The organism is Sebaldella termitidis ATCC 33386, assembly GCF_000024405.1.
Taxonomy (GTDB): Bacteria; Fusobacteriota; Fusobacteriia; order Fusobacteriales; family Leptotrichiaceae; genus Sebaldella; species Sebaldella termitidis.
In genome coordinates, this window is the sequence record NC_013517.1 from 104,324 (window position 1) to 122,464 (window position 18,141).

The window sequence follows — 18,141 nt, forward strand, 5'->3', positions numbered from 1 at the left end:
AAAAGTCTAAAAAGAGTCTCTCTTTATTAATGAACATCATGTTTGTTTAAAGAGAGTTTTTTATTTATTATATGGTTAATTATCTGGTGTAGCGACCTGTTTAAAATTTTACAATTAGCTGCAGATACAAAAAATATTAGAAGAGGAAGTGTTCAAATGACTGAGAAAGAGAAACGACTGCTGGGACTGCCCCATTATTTATTTAAAGAGCCGGAAATATCCGAAGAAATAACAAGAACTAAAGAGCTCTGTTATGAATATAACCAGCTGAGACCGAGCGATAAAGAAGGACAGGAAGAAATGCTGGTAAGAATTTTTCAGAAGGAGTTTAAAAATATAAAGATATGGGCCCCGTTTCAATGCTTTCACGGGAAAAATATTACATTGGGAAAAAATTTTTTTGCAAATCATAATTTTATAGTGATAGATATGTGTGAAGTAATAATAGGCGATGATGTTATGATAGGACCAAACGTAACGATAACTACAGCCAGTCATCCGAAAAGTCCGCGTCAGAGAAAGGAAAATATAGAATTCGGAGCAAAAGTGATAATAGAGGACGGAGTGTGGATATCATCAGGTGTTACGATATGTCCCGGTGTAACAATAGGGAAAAATTCTATAATAGGTGCAGGAAGTATAGTAACAAAAAGCATTCCGGCAAATGTAGTAGCCTATGGAACTCCGTGCAGAGTGACTGAAAAAATTAAGGAAAAATAGAAAAAAATCTTGCTGTTTCTTATAAAAAATATTAGAATATCATTGGCAGATATACAAAGAGTAAAATTTACAAGGAGAAAAAAATGAAACTAATAGTAGGCTTGGGAAATCCCGGTGAAAATTATAAAATGACGAGACATAATGCGGGGTTTATCTACGTGGACGAATACCTGAAGGAAAACGGATTTAGAAGCAGGGATTATAAAAATAAGTTTAAAGGCGAAATAGCAGAGCTGAACAAACTGGGAAAAAAGGCACTGTTCCTGAAGCCGCTTACATTTATGAACCTAAGCGGGGAATCAGTGAGAGAAGCCGTAAACTTTTATAAACTTGACCCTGCTCATGATTTATTTGTGATATATGATGATATGGATCTGGAACTAGGACGTATCAAAATAAGAAAAAACGGAAGACCCGGCGGACATAACGGTATAAAGTCAATAATAAGCCATGTAGGGCCTGAATTTATCAGAATAAAGTGTGGAATCGGGCGTCCCGGAGGAAGAACAGATGTGGTAAATTATGTTCTGGGAAAGCTTACCGATGAGGAGAAAGAAGTATTAAAGGAGAACAGAGAAAGAATAAACAGCTTAATAGATGATATTATCGACGGAAAAGATGCAGATCAGCTTATGGCTGTTTATAATCAAAAATGAGAAAAAGTACATTAGCATAGGAGGTAACAGCAAGTGATAGAATTGGTAAACATAGAAAAGCGTTTTGGGAACAAAAGGGTGCTGAGAAATATTAACCTGAACCTGCAGGAGGGGAAGGTATACGGCTTATTTGGACCTAACGGTGTAGGGAAAACAACACTTCTGAAAATTATGGCAGGATATAATAAAAAAACATCAGGAGAATATAAGATAAACGGATTAGATTTTACTTATGAAAATAAGGATCATATAACATTTATTTCTGACAAGGAAATCTTTTACGGCTGGATGAAGATAAAAGATGCTGTGAAATATTATAAGGATTTTTTTACAGATTTTGATGAGGAGAAATGTCTGCGGCTGGTAAAAATGATGAAGCTCGAGGCAGATGATAAGATAAATGTGCTTTCCAAAGGAATGAAGGCACGTCTTAAAGTAGCTCTGGCAATAAGCAGAAATGCAAAGCTTTATCTTTTGGACGAACCGCTTGGGGGACTGGATCCCGTATCAAGAAAAATAATTCTGGATACAATAAAAACATTGATGAATCAGAACGGAATATTAATTATAACAAGTCATCTTGTGAATGATGTGGCAGATATAATAGACCATGTTTTATTTATTTCTGAGGGAGAAATAATACTGGATACTGAAAAATCAAAACTGGATCTGGAAAATTATAAATTAGAAGACTACTATGTAAAGGAGTACTTAAATGTTTAAAAAATTAATGAAATATGAATTGAGAAAAGGTATTATTCCTTATATAATTATTATGGTAAGTCTGATAGTGGCTTTTATTATAATAGCAGTGCAGTGTTCTTTTATAGATTTCGATTCATTTAACAGTCGCAGTGAAAACCAGTTTGTTATTCTTATGATGGGTATTTTTCTCGTTGTAGGAATGGCCTATATACTTATGATAGTAGGCGGAGTATTTAATTTTGTACAGGGGATAATGTATCTTGCCGATGAATTTTTCAGGGAAAAAGGATATCTGACTTTTTCTACGCCTAATTCGTCATATAAAATAATAGCTTCAAAGCTTCTGGCATATTTTATAAGAAATTTTGTATATTTTATGGTAATTCTGGTTTCGGTATTAGGAGTTTTATCTATAGTTTTCAGAGAAAATAATGAATTTTTTATGATAATGGAGTTTATCAGAAAAAATCCTTTGCTGATAATTTTGGTATTGATTTATGCTATTTTAGGGCAGTTAATTCATATGATATTTATATATTTTATAATGACGCTGAATGTAACAGTTATCGACTTTAAACATAAAATTCTTTCATCGTTTCTGATGTATTTCGGAGTTACGATTTTTCTGCGTATAATATACTTTTTTTTACAGCTTTACATACAGTTTAATATTAATACAACAGGATTTTTGATTTTTTACAAATCAATAAGCATGAATGTTCCTGTGTATATGCCGGAATACGCCGGAGGAAATTATGAGTTTATTCCTTTGCCGGTTTTCCCTGTTTTGATTATTTTTCTGGGAGTATTTTTTGTATTATATTTTTCAGTCTGCAAGCTGATAGATAAAGGGGTAAATATTTAAGAACTTTTTTGAATATAATTATAAAAAGACAATCAATGATCGGTTGTCTTTTTTTTGTTATTTAAAGAATAAAGGTACCATAATTAACAATTGTATATTTTTTTGATTTAATAAGGTATTCTGTCAGTAGAGAAAATCTTTAAAATAATTTATAAATTAACTTGTTGAAAAGTAATTTTAGGTGCCCATCAAAATCCATATCTGTATCAGCATCAAATTCCGGGCTTTCGCCCCCTATTCCAATAAGCGTCAGTATAACCTGAATCACTAAAATAACAGTGGAAAATATACCGGTATAAAAGAGTAAATTAGTCATTATTGCACCCCCGTTCAAAAAATTTATTTTAAAGCTGTAAATTACTGTTAATAATAAAAAAATTTATATCCTTCGATTATGTCAGAGGTGAAGTGTATAATTTTCAGAATAACAAAATCATTGAAAATCAGTATCGAATAAATTTTTTTATGCTTAAAATAATACAGGAAAATCAAATAATTTTGAAAGTAAATTATTAATTTTCTTCCATATAAACTTATTGTATTTTGTTAATATCTGACGAACATATAATTTAACTGAAAATCAATTGTAATTATAGGCTTAAAATGAAGATTTGTCAAGCCAATGTTAGATTTTATTTGCTTTTGAAGCAGATGGTTTTAAGAAAAATTTTTACATAATAAAATATTCATATAGTTTTCTTTTTTTCTGCTGACAGATAAAATATTCAGTGCTGTATAACAAAAATAGATGCAGATACTACACTGTAAAAGAAAAACATATACCATACTTATGGAAAAAATATAAAAACTATATTTTACTTAATAGATGATATTTGATAATATAAATGTATAATAAAAGATAAAGGAGATTACAAAATATGGAATTATTAGTATTATCAGTCATATTACTGGTTGTCATTATAGAACTCATTGGACTCAGCATTAATAAAGAAGCACTTTTTAATTTCTATAATACGTTTCCATCGTGTGAAGATTATTCTGATAATTTTGCATATGGAGCCGGTAATAATAAACTATAATACTAACGGTAAATGTCCTTTATGTATTTAGGCCATAATAGTTTTGTAGGTGATATTTTATAAATATTTATTTTAATTATAGAGATTAGAGGGTGATTCTAAAGATTTTTTAGAATCATTTTTTTTTACAAATTTATTGAGAGGTGAAGATAATGAGAAGTGATAATTTGAAAAAGGGAGACAGAAGAGCACCGCACAGATCCCTGCTTAAGGGATTAGGTTTTGTAAATGAGGAAATGGACAAGCCTATTATAGGAATTGCCAATTCATTTAATGAGATAATACCGGGACATGTCCATCTGCAGACTCTTGTACAGTCTGTAAAAGACGGTATAAGAATGGCAGGAGGAGTTCCTATGGAATTTAATACGATAGGAATCTGCGACGGGCTGGCAATGAATCACATAGGAATGAAATATTCGCTGGTAACAAGACAGATAGTGGCTGATTCGATAGAAGCTACTGCGATGGCAACACCATTTGATGCTATAGTTTTTATACCAAACTGTGATAAGGTAGTTCCCGGAATGCTTATGGCAGCAGCAAGACTGAATATACCAAGTATATTTATAAGCGGAGGAGCAATGCTCGCAGGTGTCTATAAAGGGAAAAAAATAGGATTAAGCAATGTTTTTGAATATGTTGGGCAGTTTGAATCAGGGAAAATGACTGCAAAAGAACTGAATATGGTAGAAGATATGGCGTGTCCTACATGCGGGTCATGTTCGGGAATGTACACTGCAAATACAATGAACTGTCTGACTGAAGCTCTGGGAATGGGACTGCCCGGGAACGGAACTGTGCCTGCGGTATTTTCGGAAAGACTCAGACTTGCTAAAAAAGCAGGAATGCAGATACTGGAAATACTAAAAGCTGATCTGAAACCAAAAGATATAATGACAAAGGAAGCATTTGTAAATGCAGTGGCAGTGGATATGGCACTCGGAGGATCTACAAATACAGCACTTCATCTGCCGGCAGTAGCACATGATGCAGGAGTAAAACTTACTATAGATGATTTTAACGAAATTGCGGCGAGAGTACCTCAGCTGTGTAAGCTGTCACCTTCAGGAGAGTATTTCATAGAGGATTTATACAGAGCAGGCGGAGTTACTGCGGTAATGAGAAGACTGCTTGAAAACGGAGAGCTGGATGGAACTCAGAAAACAGTTGCACTGAAAACACAGGAAGAGCTGTGTAAGGAAGCATATATAAATGACGAGGATGTAATAAAGCCGTGGGATAAGCCGGCGTATGCAGGCGGAGGACTGGCAGTGCTGAAAGGAAATCTTGCCGAGCTGGGATCAGTGGTAAAAGCCGGGGCAGTGGCAGATGAAATGCAGGTACATTCAGGACCGGCAAAGGTGTATAATTCTGAAGAGGAGGCCGTGGACGGAATTCTCGGCGGAAAAGTAAAAAGCGGAGATGTAGTGGTAATAAGATATGAAGGACCTAAAGGCGGACCGGGAATGAGAGAAATGCTTACTCCGACATCTGTAATAGCAGGTATGGGACTGGATAAAGAAGTAGCACTTCTTACTGACGGAAGATTTTCAGGGGCGACAAGAGGAGCTTCAATAGGGCATGTGTGTCCTGAGGCAGCAGTAGGAGGAACTATAGCAGTAGTAAGAGACGGGGATATTATAGAAATAGATATACCAAACAGAACTCTGAATGTAAAACTAAGCGACGAGGAAATTGCAGCCAGAAAAGCCGAGCTGAAACCATATGAGCCTGAAGTAACAGGATATCTGAAAAAATATGCACTGCATGTAGGATCGGCAGTTAACGGAGCAATAGAAGAATATTAAACTGCACCAGAAGAATTTTAAAGATTATTTTTGAAATATAAAAGACAGATACTTTCAAAGGAGAGAAAATGCTAACATTATGTGACTTTGTGGAAGCAAAGGAAAGATTATCAAATGTACTGGTAAAAACCAAGCTTATATACAGTTCCACATTTTCAAAGGAATTCGGGAACACAGTTTATATAAAGCCGGAAAACCTTCAGAGAACCGGATCATTCAAAATCAGGGGAGCATATAACAAAATATTTATGCTTTCCGAGGAAGAAAAGAAAAAAGGACTTATAGCCTCATCAGCGGGAAATCATGCTCAGGGAGTGGCATTTGCCGCACAAAAGCTGGGCGTCAAGGCAACTATAGTTATGCCGAAGCATACCCCCCTCATAAAAGTCGAGGCAACTGCAAGATTCGGTGCAGAAGTGGTTCTGCACGGTGAAGTTTATGATGAAGCATATGAGAAGGCAAAGGAGCTTCAGGAAGAAAAAGGATATATTTTTGTACATCCTTTTGATGATGATGCTGTGATTGCGGGTCAGGGAACAATTGCGCTGGAAATCTTGAAAGAGCTTCCCGATGTGGATATAATAATGGTTCCTCTTGGAGGCGGAGGACTGATATCCGGAATAGCAGCAGCGGCAAAACTAAAAAATCCGGAGATAAAAATAATAGGTGTAGAGCCTGAAGGGGCAGCCAGTGCCATAAAGTCACTAAATGAAGGTAAGGTAACAGAGCTTTCGGAGTCATATACAATAGCAGACGGAGCAGCAGTAAAAAGAATAGGAGATACTACTTTTGAATATATAAAAAAATATGTTGATGAAATAATAACGGTTTCTGATTATGAACTAATGGAATCATTTCTGATACTGGTAGAAAAGCACAAGCTGATAGCTGAAAATGCCGGGATTTTATCTCTGGCCGGACTGAGAAAGATAAAAGAAAAAGATAAGAAGATAGTTTCTGTATTAAGCGGAGGGAATATCGACGTTTTGACAATTTCTTCAATGATAAGCAAGGGACTTATTTCAAGAGGGAGAATATTTAGTTTTTCTGTTCAGCTTCCGGATAAGCCGGGACAGCTTCAGATGGTGTCGGATATACTGACAAGGCTAAATGCCAATGTAATAAAACTGGATCATAATCAGTTCAAAAATCTTGACAGATTTCACGAAGTGGAGCTTCAGGTAACTGTAGAAACTAACGGAGAAGAACATATACAGAAAATAATAAAAGAATTTAAGAATTTTGGCTATGAAATTCTGAGAATAAATATATAAATAAACAGAGTCGGCAAAATTGTCAATGCCTGAGGATCTATCACTGCAGAAAAGGAGCTTCTTTGCAAAAAGCAGGCAGTGGTCGAATGACAGGAAAATCGGGAGTGATTCAAATGAAAAAGTATGAAATTTTAATAATAGCGAAGAATACTGACGGAATAATAGCAAGAATAATGTCGCTTTTTAACAGAAGAGGATATCATGCCCTGAAAATGACAGCGGGAGTAACTAACAAACTGGGATATACAAGACTTACACTTACGGTGGAAGGTGATGATAAAATACTTGATCAGATACAAAAACAGGTATATAAAATAACTGATGTGGTAAAGGTAAAGATATTTCCTAAGGAAAATGTCATAAGAAGAGAGCTTATGCTTTTGAAAGTAAAGGCAAATATAGAAACAAGGGCTCAGATAGTACAGATTGCCGAGATCTACAGAGGTGAAGTGGTAGATGTTTCTCCTGACTCGGTAACAATGGAGCTTACCGGGGACAGTCAAAAATTAGGAGGATTCGTAGATATAATGGAAAGCTACGGTGTTCTGGAAATAGCAAGAACAGGTGTTCTGGCTATGAGCAGGGGAGAAAAACTGTAACTTTGGGAATGAAATATTCCGAAAAATATAAAATCTGTAATAAATAAAGGGTGATAAAAGATGGAAGATAAGATGATAAGCGGGGCCAGAATAATACTGGAATGCCTCAGCAGACTAGGAGTAAAAAATATATTTGGATATCCCGGCGGAAGCGTGATTCCTATTTATGATGAATTATACAGTTTTAAGGGTCTTAATCATTATTTTTCAAGACATGAACAGGGAGCGGCACATGAAGCTGACGGGTATGCAAGGGTTTCTGGAGAAGTAGGTGTGTGTCTTGCCACTTCAGGACCGGGAGCTACCAATTTGGTAACAGGAATAATGACTGCACATATGGACTCTATACCTCTTCTCGCCATTACAGGACAGGTAGTAAGCAACCTTTTGGGAAAAGATGCATTTCAGGAAAGTGACATAGTGGGGATAACAGTACCTATTACAAAAAACAATTATCTGGTTCAGAATATAAAGGATCTGCCGCATATGATGAAGGAGGCCCATTATATAGCAAGAACCGGAAGACCGGGACCTGTACTCATAGATGTGCCCAAAGATATACAGCTGGCAAAGATTCCTTTTGCAGAATTTGAAAAACTGTATAATCAGGAAATAGAGCTGGAAGGATATGAACCTACATATCACGGGCATCCTATGCAGATCAAAAAAGCCGTAAAAGAAATACAAAATGCAAAAAAGCCGTTAATTATAGCAGGAGCCGGAATATTAAGGGCAAATGCAAGTGATGAGCTGAAAGAACTGGCTGAAAAAATGGATATACCTGTGACTATGACTCTTCTGGGTCTCGGAGCTTTTCCTTCAAGCAATGAATTATCGCTGGGAATGCTCGGGATGCACGGAACAGTTTATGCAAACTACGCTACTGCAGAAGCTGATCTGATAATAGCGGCAGGAATCAGATTTGACGATAGAATTACAGGAAATCCTGATAAATTTTGTAAAAATGCAAAAATAATACATATTGATATAGATCCTGCGGAGATAGGAAAGAATAAAAAGCCGGATATACCAATAGTAGGAGATTTGAAAAATATACTGACGGAAATAAACGGAAAGCTGAAAGATAAAAATAACAAGGAATGGCATGAAAAAATAAAGGAATGGAAAGAAGAATACCCGCTGATTTACAAAAAACAGGATGAATCAAAGCTGTGTCCTCAGGAGGTTCTGGAAAAGATAAACAGCATAGTAAAAGGAGAAGCAATAATAGTAACCGATGTAGGTCAGCATCAGATGTGGGCGGCACAGTATCTCGACTATGAAAAGCCGAACACAATATGTACTTCCGGGGGAGCCGGAACAATGGGATTCGGACTGCCGGCAGCAATCGGGGCACAGGTGGCAAAGCCGAAAGAGAAAGTAATAACAATAGTAGGCGACGGCGGAGTACAGATGAATATTCAGGAGCTGATGGTAGTAAAGCAGTATAACCTTCCTGTCAAAATAGTAATTTTGAATAACTCTTATCTGGGAATGGTAAGACAGTGGCAGGAAATGTTTAATGAAAAAAGATACTCTTTTGTAGATCTTGAACATAACCCTGATTTTGTAAAGCTGGGTGAAGCCTATGGAATAAAATCAGTAGAGCTGTCAAAGCCGGAAGATCTTGTTCAGATGGAAGAGCTTTTGAATACAGACGGGCCTGTTCTGATAAACTGTATAGTTGAAAAAGAAGAGAATGTCTTTCCGATGATCCCCTCAGGAACAAGTGTTGATCAGATGGTAGGGAAAAAGGGGGAGATTTAGATGACTAGAAGACATGAAATTTTGATAATAGCCAAAAATAAAAACGGGATAGTATCAAGAATAATGTCGCTTTTTAACAGAAGAGGTTATCAGGTTCAGAAAATGACAGCAGGTGTTACAAATAAAGAAGGATATGCAAGACTGACCCTTACTGTGGAAGGTGATGACAAAACACTTGATCAGATACAAAAACAGGTATATAAAATAATAGATGTAGTAAAAGTAAAGGTATTTCCCGAAGAGGGCGTTATCAGAAGGGAGCTTATGCTTCTGAAGGTAAAGGCAAATCATGAAACAAGAGCACAGATAGTACAGATAGCTGAGATTTACAGAGGAAAGGTGCTGGATGTTTCGCCGACATCGCTTACTATAGAATTAACAGGAGATGTACAAAAATTAAGAGGATTTATAGATATTCTGGATAACTACGGTATACTTGAAATAGCAAAAACAGGAGTATTGGCAATGAGCCGCGGGGAAAAAATGTAAGATACCAACAAAGGAGGAAGTTAATGACTAGAAAAATAAAGATATTTGATACCACATTAAGAGACGGGGAGCAGACACCCAGAGTAAATCTGAATTCGCAGGAGAAGCTGAGAATAGCAAAACAGCTGGAATCATTAGGGGTAGATATAATAGAAGCAGGATTTGCCATTTCATCTCCGGGAGATTTTGAAGCTGTAAGCACAATAGCTGAGCATGTAAAGGATTCTACAATAGCCAGTCTGGCAAGAGCTGTAAAGAAAGATATAGAAACAGCAGCAAGAGCATTAGAAAAGGCAAATAAAAAGAGAATACATATTTTTCTTGCTACTTCACCGTTACACAGAGAATATAAACTGAAAATGGGCAAGGAAGAAATTCTGGAAAAGATATATGAAGCAGTAAAATACGGAAAAACATTAATGGACGATATACAGTTCTCGGCAGAGGATGCTATGAGAACAGAGCCTGAATATCTTGCAGAAGCATATAATGCTGCTATAGCGGCAGGGGCTACTACAATAAATGTTCCGGATACTGTGGGATACAGAACTCCTACGGAAATTTTTGAGAGAATAACGTATTTAAGGGAAAATGTAAAAGGAATAGACGGAGTGGATATTTCTACACATTGCCATAATGATCTGGGACTTGCTGTGGCAAATTCAATAGCAGCAGTAGAAGCAGGTGCAACACAGATAGAGTGTACTATAAACGGTCTTGGAGAAAGAGCGGGAAATACATCTCTTGAAGAAGTGGTTATGATTCTTGCTACAAGAAAAGATAAATATGAAAATCTTACTACAAGAATAGATACAAGACAAATCTATCCTACAAGTAAGATGGTCAGTCTTCTTACAGGTGTAGCAACACAGCCTAACAAAGCAATAGTGGGAGCAAATGCATTTTCTCATGAGTCTGGAATTCATCAGCACGGGGTGCTGGCTAATCCTGAAACATATGAGATAATAACTCCGGAGAGTGTAGGAAGAGATACAAACAGCCTTGTACTTGGTAAATTATCAGGAAAACATGCTTTTGTTGATAAAATGGAAAAGCTTGGATTTTCTATGGATAATGAAAAAATAGATGAATTATTTGCAGAGTTTAAAAAGCTTGCAGATAAGAAAAAATATATTCTTGATGAAGATATTATATCTCTTGTAACTGGTGACGCTGGTAAATTCGAGGGAAGAGTAAAGCTGGAAAGTTTCGAGATTACAAGAAGAGAAGGAAAACCAAAAGCAGAGGTTACTATTACCATAGATAATAAAGAACAAACTATGACAGCAATAGGTGACGGACCGGTAGATGCCGCATATCATGCAATAAATAACATGCTTGGGAATAGTTATGACGTGGCTGAATACAAACTGGATTCCATCACAGGCGATACAGATGCACAGGCTCAGGTAGTAGTGATAATAGAGAAAAACGGCGAAAGACATATGGGAAGAGGACAAAGCACGGATATAGTGGAAGCCAGTATCATAGCGTATATAAATGCCGTAAATCGGCTCTATAAAGGAGAAGAAAATGATTAAAGTTGAAGTCTTTGATACAACTTTAAGAGATGGTGCACAGGCGCGGGGAATATCATTTTCAGTAAAGGATAAAATAGCTGTAACTCAGGCTCTTGATGCTTTCGGAATAGACTATATCGAGGCCGGGAATCCCGGTTCCAATCCAAAGGATCTGGAGTTTTTTGAACTCGTCAAATCTGTGGAGCTGAAGCATTCAAAGCTTGTAGCCTTTGGCAGTACAAGAAGAAAGGACGTGGCTCCCGAGGAGGATCAGAATCTTATTTCACTGCTGCAGGCAGGAACGGAATATGTTTCCATATTCGGAAAAAGCTGGGATTTTCATGTTACGGATATTATAAAAACAACACTTGAAAATAATCTGGAAATGATAAAGGATACACTGTTATTTTTAAAATCAAAAGGAAAGAAAGTTATATTTGATGCAGAGCATTTTTTTGACGGGTATAAAAATAATCCGGAATATGCATTAGAGGCTCTAAAAGCTGCAAAAGACGGCGGAGCAGAGATACTTACCCTTTGTGATACAAACGGGGGATGCTTTCCTGAAGAAATTTCAAGAATAACAAAAGAAGTAAAAGAAAAACTTGGTGATATAAAAATAGGAATTCATGCACATAATGATATGGGCTTCGGAGTGGCGAATTCTATAGCAGCAGTGGAAGCAGGAGCCCTGCAGGTACAGGGGACATTTCTCGGATACGGCGAAAGATGCGGAAATGCTAATTTATCTACAATAATAGCTAATTTGCAGCTGAAAAAAGATTATGAACTTGTTCCACGTGAAAAGCTGGGTCTTCTTACAAGCACTGCAAGAATAATAGCAGAGATTTCAAATATAACAATAGAAGATTCCATGCCTTATATAGGGAAAAATGCTTTTGCACATAAGGGTGGGATGCATATAGACGGTGTCTCCAAAGCCTCACACTCTTTTGAACATATAAATCCCGAGCTGGTCGGAAATGAAAGAGAGTTTCTTCTTTCGGAGGTATCAGGAAGGTCAACTATTCTTGAGGAAATCAGGAGAGTGGATAAGGATATACAGAGAGATTCGGAAGCTACAGCTGGAATTATAGAAAGACTTAAGGAGCTGGAATATCAAGGCTATCAATTTGAAGGGGCAAAGGCTACATTTGAGCTTGTCATAAGAAAGTATCTGGGTAAATATAAACCGTTTTTTGATCTGGTGTATTTTGATGTAAAGGGTAACTATATCGGGAAAAAATATTATTCCACAGCTGTGGTAAAAGTAAAGGTAAAGGATCAGATAGAGCTTACTGTTGCTGAGGGCGACGGGCCTGTAAATGCGCTTGACCAGGCACTTAGAATAGCTCTTGAGAGATTTTATCCCGAATTGAAAGAGATGCATCTGATTGATTACAAGGTTAGGGTATTGAAGGGTGAGGAAAATGCTACAGCTTCAAAAGTAAGGGTTCTTATAGAATCGGCTGATGCCAAAAATTCATGGACAACTATAGGAGTTTCTACTGACATAATAGAAGCCAGCTGGATAGCTCTTGTAGATTCCATAGAGTACAAGCTGATACAGGAAACGCTGAAAAGGCTCGAGGATTTTGGATAAAAATTATAGAAAGGCTGAATTCCTATGCTTACAAAAATGATGAAAACAACATTCCTGATATTTATAGCTGCTTTAACAGTAATTATTCTCTGTTATTTTTATGCATGTTATGAGTTTGGAAATATAAAGATAAAAGAAATAGAGATAGCTTCAGCAGATATTCCCGAGAGCTTTGACGGTATGAGAATCATGTATGCTGCAGATTTTCAGTTCGATGCAAGAAACAGCTTTAATAAAAAGGCTCTTAACAAAGCAATTGATATCATGAATAATACTGATAAGGATATAATTCTGCTGGGCGGTGATTATACTAACTGGGAAGGAAAAGTAATTCCGTTTTTTACTGAATTTCAAAAAGTGAAAAAACCTGAATACGGAATATATTCGGTAACAGGTAATCACGATTATTCCAACCATACACTGGTATTGGAAATGATTGAAAAAACTGGAATAAAAAATCTTGATAATGAAAAAACCGAAATAGAGAAAAACGGTCAGAAAATTATTATTGCCGGTGTGGAGGATTTATGGTTTGGAAACCCTGATGCAAAAATGGTTTTGGAAGATGCAGATAAAAAAGATTTTGTGATATTCCTTTCGCATAATCCTGATTATTTTGAAGAAATGGCTTCTAGTGAAAAAGAGAAGGCAGATATAACACTTTCAGGACATATTCATGCGGGACAGGCGAGTTTTTTCGGGTTGTTCTCTCCGTTTACCGGTTCTGTAACAAGATACGGGGAAAAATACAGATATGGAATGAAAAACTTTGATAACCATAAAATATACATAACATCAGGACTCGGGGGCAGTGTTTTTGGTCAGTATGTCAGATTTTTCGCACAGCCTGAAATAGTAATAGTGAAATTAAAAAAAATATAATAAAAAAAGTTAATATGAAACTCAAATATGATATACTAAATATATAAGCGAAAAATTATTATAAATGTAATTAAAAGATAAAGAGGAGGAACCATTAGTGGGAATGACAATTGTAGAAAAGATTTTAGCCAAAAAATCCGGAAAGGATGAGGTCAAGCCCGGGGAGAATATCTGGGTAAATGTGGATGTTTTAATGACACATGATGTAACAGGACCGGGAAGTATGGCAATTTTTAAGAAAAATTTTGGTGAAAATGCAAAGGTTTGGAACAATGAAAAAATAGTACTTGTACCAGATCATTATATTTTTACTAAAAATGAACATGCTATGAGAAATATAGAGTATGTAAACCAGTTTGCGGTAGAACAGGAATTAAAGTATTTTTATCCGCCGTTTACTAATAAATACAAAGGAGTATGCCATACTGCACTTGCGCAGGAAGGACATACAAGACCGGGAGAGGTTCTTTTCGGAACAGATTCGCATACTTGTACAGCAGGAGCCTTCGGGGAATTCGCCACAGGAATAGGAAATACAGATGCGGCTTTTATTCTCGGGACAGGAAAACTCTGGGTGAAGGTGCCGGAAACTATGAGATTTACATTTGAAGGAAAGTTTCCTGAATATGTAATGGGAAAAGATGTAGTGCTGAAAGTAATAGGCGACATCGGCTTTGACGGTGCTACATATAAGTGCATGCAGTTTGACGGGGATGCAATTCACGGATTTAACATGGAAGAAAGAATGACAATCTGTAATATGGCAATTGAAGCAGGAGGAAAATGCGGAATTATAGAGCCTGACGAAATAACTGTGGAATATGTTACGGAAAAAACTGATAAGCCTTTTGAATTGATTTATTCAGATAAAGACGCTGATTATTCGGCAGAATATAAATATAATGCCAATGAAATGGAGCCTATAGTGGCTAAGCCTTTTAATCCAGGAAATACAGACCTTGCGAAAAACCTTGGTGATGTAAAGCTGGACAGAGCATACATAGGTTCTTGTACAGGAGGAAAAACTACGGATTTCGTGGCAGCGGCAAAAATACTAAAGGGAAGAAAGGTAGCTATAGAAACATTTATAGTTCCGTCTACCGTAAAAGTAGAGGAAGCTCTTTCAAAGATAATAATAGACGGGGAAACTTGCATGGAGATATTTGAAAAAGCAGGATGCAAAATAGGACCGCCTTCATGTGCAGCTTGTCTTGGAGGACCTGTAGATACTTTCGGAAGAACACATGCAAATGAAGTGGTAATATCTACTACAAACAGAAACTTCCCGGGAAGAATGGGATCTATGGATTCACAGGTTTATCTGGCATCACCTTATACTGCGGCAGCTTCAGCAGTAACAGGGCACATTACTGATCCGAGAGAATTCTTAGGTTGGGAAAAATAAAGAAAAATCATTTGATCAGGGAGGATTGCCGGTGAAGGTAAAAGTAAATAAAAAACATGTGTCAGAAGGTAATTTTCCTTTATTTAAGGCAGGAAGCACTATTTTGCTAAAAGATGAATGCAATGAATTTTTTGCATGGTATAGCTGTGAAATAGAAGGTTACAGTACTTATATACATGAGGATTACTTTGAAAACGGGAAACTCACTGCTGATTATAATCCTACAGAGCTGGATGCAGAATCCGGGGATATTCTGGAGGTACTGCTGATAAAAAATAACTGGCTTTACTGCAGAACACAAAATGAATCTTACGGCTGGATTCCCGGCGATAATGTAAAAACAATTTAAGAAAGTATCTTAGATGATTCCGGCTGGTTTTACAAGGGATAAAATATATATTATGAACCGCTGAAAATAATGATTGAAATTCTAATGACGAACATAGAAAAAAGTAGTATACTATAAAGGTACAAAAGTGAAAAAAGAATATGTGGGTTTGAAGATGTGATTTTGGAATATTTATTGCTTTGAAAGATAATATAATGTTTGTAACAAATTTATATAAATAAAATATTATGGAGGAAGTGATGACTATGAAAAAGGTAATCTTAACACTGTTTATATGTCTGTCAGCTATATTTTATGCAGCATGTAACGTAGAACCAACAGATTATTTTAAGAATGCATTTGGGGAAGACACGACAGACTCTATGTTTTTTGTGGAATTAAGACAGTACAATGAAAGAAATATCATGTTCATTAAGGACGGGAAATTATATATCAGAGGAAAAGAATTTACTGGTATTGATCCTACGAAATTTAATTCTTTGGATTACGGCTATTATGCAATTGATAATGCTGTTTACTATCTGGATAAGAAATTAATGGACTACAGCGGTAAAATTGATAATTTAAGAACTTATGAAGTACACAATACTAAAATCGACAATAAGAATCCTGACTGTAAAGGTGAAGATATCGGAATGAACGATTTTTATCTAAAAGTATTAAATGGAAGAGTACTTTATAAAAACGGAAATGCACTGGGTAAATAAGTAAATAATTGATAAAATCTTTCCGGGCTTATCATAATGAAAGGATATTATTCCCGGATTTGTGATAAGCGGGGAAGAGAAAGAAAGATAAAATTAATAAAATATGGAACGGAGGAAGAAATGGAGAAAGTAATAAAAGGAAAAGTATACGTATTAGGTGATAATATTGATACAGACCAGATTATTCCGGCAATGCATCTGGTATATAAAATTGATGATCCTGAGGAAGTAAAATTATACGGGAAGTATGCCATGTCAGGACTGCCTGCTGATATAGCAGGAGATAAGCCGTTTATAAAAGATGGTGAATATACTTCCGAGTATGTTGTTATGGTAGCAGGTAAAAATTTCGGCTGCGGATCGTCAAGAGAGCATGCACCTTTAGCTTTGGAAAAAGCAGGAATAAAAGCAGTAGTAGCAGAAGATTATGCAAGAATTTTTTATAGAAATTCTGTTGACGGAGGATTTTTAGTTCCGTTTGAAACACCTGCTTCAATAAAAGAAAGCTTTGCTACTGATGATGAAGTGGAAATAGACGTGGAAAAAGGAACGATAACTAATATTACAAAGGGACAGACTTTCGAGCTTAGAAGTCTGGGAGATGTAAAAGATATCATCGAAGCCGGCGGTTTATTTAATTATGCGAAAAATAATAAAAATATCTAATTATAATCAGGAAAGGAGAAGAAATGGACTTTAAAATAGCTGTTTTAAAAGGTGACGGAATTGGTCCGGAGATAGTAAATGAGGCGATAAAAGTCTTGGATAAAATAGGTGAAAAGTTTGGACATAAATTTAATTATGAACAGGGATATCTGGGAGGGGAATCAATTGATAAATTCGGTAAGCCTCTGACAGATGAAACTGTAGAATTATGTAAAAACAGTGATGCTGTACTCTTAGGTGCAGTAGGAGGGCCTAAATGGGACGTTATCGATCCGGCTATAAGACCGGAAAAAGGTCTTTTAGGGATAAGAAAAGCTCTTGAGCTTTATACTAACCTGAGACCGGCTATTTTATACAATGCATTAAAGGATGCAAGCCCTTTAAAGCCTGAAATAATCGGAGACGGTCTGGATATGATGGTAATAAGAGAGCTTACAGGAGGACTTTACTTCGGTAAGAAAGAGCTTACAAAGGATTATGCATACGACACTATGTATTATACAAGAGGAGAAATAGAGAGAATAGTAAAAAAAGGTTTTGAAATAGCAAGACTAAGATCAAAAAAACTGACAAGCGTAGAAAAGGCAAATGTATTAGACAGTTCAAAATTATGGAAAGAAGTAGCAATAGAGATGGGGAAAGATTATCCAGATGTGGAACTAATCCATATGTATGCTGATAATGCAGCGATGCAGCTAGTTATAAATCCAAGACAATTCGATACAATAGTAACTGAGAATACTTTTGGAGATATACTTTCCGATGAGGCAAGTATGCTGACTGGATCGATAGGAATGCTGCCTTCTGCAAGCCTGGGAGACGGAAAAGTGGGATTATATGAGCCTATACATGGATCAGCTCCAGATATAGCCGGGAAAGGAATTGCCAATCCTATAGCAACTATACTGTCAGTGGCAATGATGCTTAGATACTCATTTAACTTAACAGAAGAGGCAGATACAATAGAGAAAGCCGTAGAAGCAGTTCTGAATGAAGGCTACAGAACAGGAGACATATATAGTGAAGGAACTAAAAAAGTAGGAACTGTGGAAATGGGAGAATTAATAAAAGAAAGATTATAAG

At 36.3% G+C, this 18,141-nt stretch carries 18 protein-coding genes; 17 read left to right on the top strand and 1 reads right to left on the bottom strand.

Annotation, left to right across the window (positions count from 1 at the left end; all coding sequences use genetic code 11):
• Positions 1-156: 156 nt before the first annotated feature.
• From STERM_RS00465 to STERM_RS00480, 4 genes are all read left to right on the top strand, one after another.
• Positions 157-720 carry a sugar O-acetyltransferase gene (locus STERM_RS00465; protein ID WP_012859581.1) on the top strand — a complete coding sequence of 188 codons (564 nt, stop codon included), beginning with the start codon at positions 157-159 and terminating at the stop codon, positions 718-720.
• An 83-nt stretch (positions 721-803) separates the two neighbouring features.
• Positions 804-1,376, top strand: coding sequence for an aminoacyl-tRNA hydrolase (gene pth, locus STERM_RS00470; RefSeq protein ID WP_012859582.1), 573 nt, complete (start codon positions 804-806; stop codon positions 1,374-1,376).
• A 33-nt stretch (positions 1,377-1,409) separates the two neighbouring features.
• On the top strand, positions 1,410-2,099 hold the full coding sequence (locus STERM_RS00475) for an ABC transporter ATP-binding protein (protein ID WP_012859583.1): 690 nt from the start codon (positions 1,410-1,412) through the stop codon (positions 2,097-2,099).
• The gene (locus tag STERM_RS00480) at positions 2,092-2,946 is read left to right on the top strand and encodes a hypothetical protein (RefSeq protein WP_012859584.1); all 855 of its coding nucleotides are present in this window, start codon (positions 2,092-2,094) and stop codon (positions 2,944-2,946) included. The genes STERM_RS00475 and STERM_RS00480 overlap by 8 nt, the downstream gene beginning before the upstream one ends.
• A 139-nt stretch (positions 2,947-3,085) precedes the next feature.
• Here STERM_RS00480 and STERM_RS21985 read toward each other — a convergent pair whose 3' ends face one another.
• Positions 3,086-3,262, bottom strand: a complete 177-nt coding sequence (locus STERM_RS21985; protein WP_012859585.1) for a hypothetical protein — start codon at positions 3,260-3,262, stop codon at positions 3,086-3,088.
• A gap of 873 nt (positions 3,263-4,135) precedes the next feature.
• Between STERM_RS21985 and ilvD the strand changes: the two genes are divergently transcribed.
• The 13 genes from ilvD to leuB all read left to right on the top strand — a co-directional run bounded on the left by ilvD (position 4,136) and on the right by leuB (position 18,140).
• Positions 4,136-5,797, top strand: coding sequence for a dihydroxy-acid dehydratase (ilvD, locus tag STERM_RS00485; protein ID WP_041310187.1), 1,662 nt, complete (start codon positions 4,136-4,138; stop codon positions 5,795-5,797).
• Positions 5,798-5,865: 68 nt separating this feature from the next.
• Positions 5,866-7,071, top strand: coding sequence for a threonine ammonia-lyase (ilvA, locus tag STERM_RS00490; RefSeq protein WP_012859588.1), 1,206 nt, complete (start codon positions 5,866-5,868; stop codon positions 7,069-7,071).
• A gap of 113 nt (positions 7,072-7,184) precedes the next feature.
• The gene (gene ilvN / locus STERM_RS00495) at positions 7,185-7,670 is read left to right on the top strand and encodes an acetolactate synthase small subunit (RefSeq protein ID WP_012859589.1); all 486 of its coding nucleotides are present in this window, start codon (positions 7,185-7,187) and stop codon (positions 7,668-7,670) included.
• 60 nt (positions 7,671-7,730) lie between these two features.
• Positions 7,731-9,437 carry a biosynthetic-type acetolactate synthase large subunit gene (gene ilvB / locus STERM_RS00500; RefSeq protein ID WP_012859590.1) on the top strand — a complete coding sequence of 569 codons (1,707 nt, stop codon included), beginning with the start codon at positions 7,731-7,733 and terminating at the stop codon, positions 9,435-9,437.
• A complete protein-coding gene (gene ilvN / locus STERM_RS00505) occupies positions 9,438-9,926 on the top strand; it encodes an acetolactate synthase small subunit (protein ID WP_012859591.1) in 489 nt (162 codons plus the stop codon). It abuts the gene before it with no gap.
• A gap of 23 nt (positions 9,927-9,949) precedes the next feature.
• Positions 9,950-11,467 (top strand): 2-isopropylmalate synthase, encoded by a 1,518-nt coding sequence (locus STERM_RS00510; protein ID WP_012859592.1) that lies wholly within the window; start codon positions 9,950-9,952, stop codon positions 11,465-11,467.
• Entirely contained in the window at positions 11,460-13,049 is a 1,590-nt protein-coding gene (cimA, locus tag STERM_RS00515; RefSeq protein ID WP_012859593.1) for a citramalate synthase, read from the top strand. Before STERM_RS00510 ends, cimA begins: the two co-directional genes overlap by 8 nt.
• A gap of 39 nt (positions 13,050-13,088) precedes the next feature.
• On the top strand, positions 13,089-13,931 hold the full coding sequence (locus STERM_RS00520; protein WP_244407204.1) for a metallophosphoesterase: 843 nt from the start codon (positions 13,089-13,091) through the stop codon (positions 13,929-13,931).
• Between the two features lie 103 nt (positions 13,932-14,034).
• On the top strand, positions 14,035-15,336 hold the full coding sequence (locus STERM_RS00525; protein ID WP_211205127.1) for a 3-isopropylmalate dehydratase large subunit: 1,302 nt from the start codon (positions 14,035-14,037) through the stop codon (positions 15,334-15,336).
• Positions 15,337-15,367: 31 nt separating this feature from the next.
• Positions 15,368-15,685, top strand: coding sequence for an SH3 domain-containing protein (locus STERM_RS00530; RefSeq protein ID WP_012859596.1), 318 nt, complete (start codon positions 15,368-15,370; stop codon positions 15,683-15,685).
• 239 nt (positions 15,686-15,924) lie between these two features.
• On the top strand, positions 15,925-16,392 hold the full coding sequence (locus STERM_RS00535) for a DKNYY domain-containing protein (protein WP_012859597.1): 468 nt from the start codon (positions 15,925-15,927) through the stop codon (positions 16,390-16,392).
• 120 nt (positions 16,393-16,512) lie between these two features.
• The gene (locus STERM_RS00540; RefSeq protein ID WP_012859598.1) at positions 16,513-17,058 is read left to right on the top strand and encodes a LeuD/DmdB family oxidoreductase small subunit; all 546 of its coding nucleotides are present in this window, start codon (positions 16,513-16,515) and stop codon (positions 17,056-17,058) included.
• Between the two features lie 23 nt (positions 17,059-17,081).
• Entirely contained in the window at positions 17,082-18,140 is a 1,059-nt protein-coding gene (leuB, locus tag STERM_RS00545; protein WP_012859599.1) for a 3-isopropylmalate dehydrogenase, read from the top strand.
• Position 18,141 lies beyond the last annotated feature (1 nt).